The sequence below is a fragment of the Flavobacterium collinsii genome (genome assembly GCF_902804485.1).
GTDB classification, from domain to species: domain Bacteria; phylum Bacteroidota; class Bacteroidia; order Flavobacteriales; family Flavobacteriaceae; genus Flavobacterium; species Flavobacterium collinsii.
The window spans coordinates 1-4,047 of the sequence record NZ_CADCST010000193.1; the positions used below are offsets into that span (position 1 = coordinate 1).

The 4,047-nt window shown below is 27.1% G+C and carries 7 protein-coding genes; all 7 read left to right on the forward strand.

Going from position 1 to position 4,047, the window contains the following annotated elements; translation table 11 throughout:
* Positions 1-299: 299 nt before the first annotated feature.
* The gene (locus tag FLA105534_RS23545; RefSeq protein WP_173968507.1) at positions 300-887 is read left to right on the forward strand and encodes an SUKH-3 domain-containing protein; all 588 of its coding nucleotides are present in this window, start codon (positions 300-302) and stop codon (positions 885-887) included.
* Between the two features lie 83 nt (positions 888-970).
* Complete coding sequence (locus tag FLA105534_RS23550; protein ID WP_173968508.1) at positions 971-1,225, forward strand: hypothetical protein; 255 nt, start codon at positions 971-973, stop codon at positions 1,223-1,225.
* Positions 1,226-1,338: 113 nt separating this feature from the next.
* The gene (locus tag FLA105534_RS23555; protein ID WP_173968509.1) at positions 1,339-1,590 is read left to right on the forward strand and encodes a hypothetical protein; all 252 of its coding nucleotides are present in this window, start codon (positions 1,339-1,341) and stop codon (positions 1,588-1,590) included.
* Positions 1,591-1,916: 326 nt separating this feature from the next.
* Positions 1,917-2,288 (forward strand): DNA/RNA non-specific endonuclease, encoded by a 372-nt coding sequence (locus tag FLA105534_RS23560; protein WP_173968510.1) that lies wholly within the window; start codon positions 1,917-1,919, stop codon positions 2,286-2,288.
* Between the two features lie 12 nt (positions 2,289-2,300).
* The gene (locus FLA105534_RS23565) at positions 2,301-3,011 is read left to right on the forward strand and encodes a hypothetical protein (RefSeq protein WP_173968511.1); all 711 of its coding nucleotides are present in this window, start codon (positions 2,301-2,303) and stop codon (positions 3,009-3,011) included.
* 2 nt (positions 3,012-3,013) lie between these two features.
* Positions 3,014-3,511, forward strand: a complete 498-nt coding sequence (locus FLA105534_RS23570) for a hypothetical protein (RefSeq protein ID WP_173968512.1) — start codon at positions 3,014-3,016, stop codon at positions 3,509-3,511.
* Positions 3,512-3,616: 105 nt separating this feature from the next.
* A partial coding sequence (locus FLA105534_RS23575; protein WP_173968513.1) for a hypothetical protein occupies positions 3,617-4,047 on the forward strand: 431 nt, incomplete at its 3' end.

Consider the following 4,047-nt stretch of genomic DNA (forward strand, 5'->3'; position numbering starts at 1 on the left):
GTATTACTCCTTGGGTCAAATATAGTTTATCTATAACAGAAACTGATTATATAAATTTATTAGAGGAAATGTTGAATTTGAAGTTAAACTATGTAAAAGAGATTTAACTTGAAAATTGCAATAAATAAAAAGACACTAAGTCAATGGCATTTTAAACAACAACTATAGCTAAGAAAACTGCTGAAAAAATAATTGCTGAAATTGGCGATATTAAAATAGCTTGTGATAGTTGTAACCCATTTTTAGGATATTTTGGAATTGAAGAAATAAAAGTAAACATCAATATTAAATTTGAATAAATGAATTTACCCAATAAACAAAATGAATTAAAAGATATCCTAAAAAAATCGGGGTGGGAAGAAAATAGAAATATATCAAATCAAATAAAAAATACGACTTTATATAAATTGTATCCCCAAGTGATAAATGATTTTATTTCCTCTTTTGGAGGGTTAAAAATAAGTAAAGATAACTTTGAAGAAATAAGTATTATTGGAATAGATTTTTTTAATCATTCAACATCTTTAGACAATTATGAAGAAAATATATTCGATCAATCTAAAAATATAGACACTGATAATGACGATGATGAATATTATTATTCAGCATTAATTGGAAGGCAAATTTATTTTGTAGCAAAATTGAAAGAAAATAATAAATTAATGATGGACCAAGACGGTAGATTTTATGTACATACTTTTATTCCCGACTTTTTTTGGATTGCTAATAATCCTATGGAAGCATTTGAACAAATTTTGTTTGGATATAAGAATGCGACAATACTACATGAAGAAAGTTTGAAATGGATACCACCAAGTGGAAAAGAAATATCCTACCAACCTCCTCTAAATAATAAATTGACAAAAAACCCCTGGCTTACAGATTAAAACAAAAAATAGACGATTATGTAAAGTACTTTTAAAAATATCCAAATGTTAAAGGCCAGATAAAATTAAATTAATAATTATAAATGGAGCCAGATAAAAAGAAAATAAGAATATTTACTAACAATGAATATTTATTAAAAGGAATAATAATTGATTACAATTCAATAAATAAAACAGATTTCACCTTCGTCAAATATGTACATAGTGAAGTAAATTTTGCCATTATTGAATTTGATAATGCTAGTTTTAATCAAATCTTTGAGCTAGGAAGAATCCTTGGTGGCACGATAGAGGCAGTTGAGAAAAATATATCAAACCCTCCATCCACATTTATGTAATTTTTTTTAATAATGCTAGATCGAAGTTTATTCAATTTTTATTCTATCATTTGACTAAAAGGTTTTTCATAATCTCTAAAATAAAAAAATGTTGTTTAAAAAATATTATTAATATGGGACAAGAAAGAAAAAAACTAACCATAATTTGTAATTATGAAGATTTTCTAAAAGACTCCATTAATTGGTACAATTCTACTTACAAAACAGACTTTCTTTTTGTTGGATATGTAGATCACAAATTGAACCTGGTGGAGATTGAATTTGTAAATGCAGATGTAAATCAAATTTTTGACTTAGGAAGAATTTATGGTGGCACAGTAGAAGCATTTGACAAAAAAATATCAAACCAAAGATCAATTCTTTGATCTAGAGAGTATATTTTTAAAAGATCAAAAAGAAATAAACTAATTTTTAATTGTTCAATTTATGGTTAATTAAAAGGTGACAAACTAAACAAATTAAGATAATAATAATCGTGTGTATTAAATCAAAAATCTTCAATACAGCAAGGATAATCGCTTAAGATACTGACACATCCCCACTTCCATATAAAGTCTAACTTGTCGGGAGCAGTTCAGAGACATTTGTACTGCATCTGCAATGAAAACTTTGAAAACGAGACTATCAAAGACTACTTCTCCTATAAACACCAAAAGCTCTGGATTTTCAGAGCTTTTTTAATAAACCCGTTATGGAAGATCTTGATTTTGCTCCAAAGGCAAGAAATGAATCTTATCAACAGCAAACTAAAGTAGTTAAAGATGGATACCCTAAAGATGCCGGAGGGCATATTTTTAGAAATCAATGGGGAGGGCCAAGCGAACAAATTAATTATTTTTCTCAAAATTATGTAAAGAACAGACCTGGTCCGGGAGGAGATTGGTTTAAAATGGAGCAAGCTATAACCGATTTAAAAAAGGCAAACCCTAATAAAAAAATAAAAGTTGAAATGGAATTCTATTTTGACGGAAATTCAAAAAGACCTAGGGCAATTGATGTTGATGTTTATATTGACGGTAGCTATAGCAATACTTTAAGTAAAGAAGGAATAACTAACCCATAAAAAATTATAAAAATGGATATTAATTATTTAGTTTCAGAAATAAAAAACTATTATAAAGAATTTGAATATGAGAAATTAATTGTCGACTACATTTTTACAGTAGAAGGTAGCTACAATTTCATTGTTAATTATACGAAAGACAACACAAATAAAGAATCAGAAATTTCGAATAAGCCTATTAGAGATACCGTCAGAAAGATGGCGGAGATGTTTGAAGAGAAAAAAAACTCTAGTAACAAGTTCAACCGTGTAAAAATAGAAATCAATTTAGATGGCACATATTCAGAAAAATATTGGTGGGATACAGGGAAAGAAAAGCAAGATTTATTAGACTATGCAGATGTATTCTATCAATGGGTAAATGAACGAATGATGTCCATGATATTTGAATATGAAAAGGACAATAATCTTGTTCCTACGCAGTTGGACGATGATGGTGATTTAGAATATTTAAGCTCTTGGGACAGCGGAATCTTTACTTTTCATATCAATAAAAAGAATGAGTTAGAATATAAAATCGTTCTTACCATCGATGATGTTGATAGAATACTAGAAATGCCTTTGAAAGATTATTTTATAGAAGGAGTTTTACAGCATCATCAGGTAACTAATACAGAGCTTTCAGACAAATGGAAACCTTGGAATAAATTAATAATTAAGTCACCTCACAATAGTATTCCTTATGACAAAGTTGATGAATTTGTAAGTTATACTTTTGAATAATTATGCAGTATATAATTCGAAATAGAATAGATAACGAAGGTAAAATGTATCGTGTAGATATTGATTTTATACCCGAAAATCTTTCTCTATCTGCGTTTTTTTCTCAAATAAATTTAATATACTATCCTGATTTTATTATTGATATTTACAGTTCAAGTAGTACTGGTTATGAATATATAAGTTTGCGAATGTTTAGTGATATTGATTGGGAAGATCAATTATGGATTAAAAGCGTAATGGGAAGAGAATTATGTTTAGGAGAGATATTCTTACATCATGAATTTATGGGAGACAATATAATTTCTGAATCTCTTTTTGATAAAATTTTATACGATTATTCTATAAAAATTTTAGATACTTACAAAGAAGATAATAATCTAAACAACGACTATATAAATTGGTATCAAGATGAGAATGGGAAAAAAAATCTTCATTGGAAAAAGGACATGATTCATTCATTATCTAAACTTTCACAAAAAATTGCGCTAGAAAAAAAGTGAAATATAGATTCTAAAAAATATTTTTTTATCTCTTAAAAATAAATTACTCTTTGATAAAGCAAAATTAAAAGTTATTACTTTATACTTATTATATAACTAATAAACATGATTAGAAATTGGAAAAAATTTAATGAAACTGGAATTTACATATCTGTTGATATACTAGATTCTCATTTACCTAATTTTGATAAAATTGAAACAAGTATAAGGAATGAATTTTTAAAAGGAAAAAAACAGGGGATTTATTGGGAATATAATGGACAGAAGATAGCAATATCTGATGAAAATGGAAGTGTTGAAGGTTTTCCTATTTCAACTCTACAATATGTTATTGCGATATTTCAAAATAGTAAAATATATCCACATCCAAATAATGCGGTAATTTTTAATTTAGATGGAACTGTTAACAAAATTCTTAAAATACCAAAATTCAAGTCTGAATTAATTCTGGAACAAATAGAAAAACAGAATGAGTCAAATCCTCGTATTGAAAGCTTTTTAAGAGATAAAAGATTATGTTACAATCATTATAAGAG

What these genes read in the sequence shown, in the direction of transcription:
- FLA105534_RS23555 (WP_173968509.1), top strand. Translation starts at nt 1,339, where the DNA reads ATGGGACAAGAAAGAAAAAAACTAACCATAATTTGTAATTATGAAGAT.
- FLA105534_RS23570 (WP_173968512.1), top strand. Translation starts at nt 3,014, where the DNA reads ATGCAGTATATAATTCGAAATAGAATAGATAACGAAGGTAAAATGTAT.
- FLA105534_RS23545 (WP_173968507.1), top strand. Translation starts at nt 300, where the DNA reads ATGAATTTACCCAATAAACAAAATGAATTAAAAGATATCCTAAAAAAA.
- FLA105534_RS23565 (WP_173968511.1), top strand. Translation starts at nt 2,301, where the DNA reads ATGGATATTAATTATTTAGTTTCAGAAATAAAAAACTATTATAAAGAA.
- FLA105534_RS23550 (WP_173968508.1), top strand. Translation starts at nt 971, where the DNA reads ATGGAGCCAGATAAAAAGAAAATAAGAATATTTACTAACAATGAATAT.
- FLA105534_RS23560 (WP_173968510.1), top strand. Translation starts at nt 1,917, where the DNA reads ATGGAAGATCTTGATTTTGCTCCAAAGGCAAGAAATGAATCTTATCAA.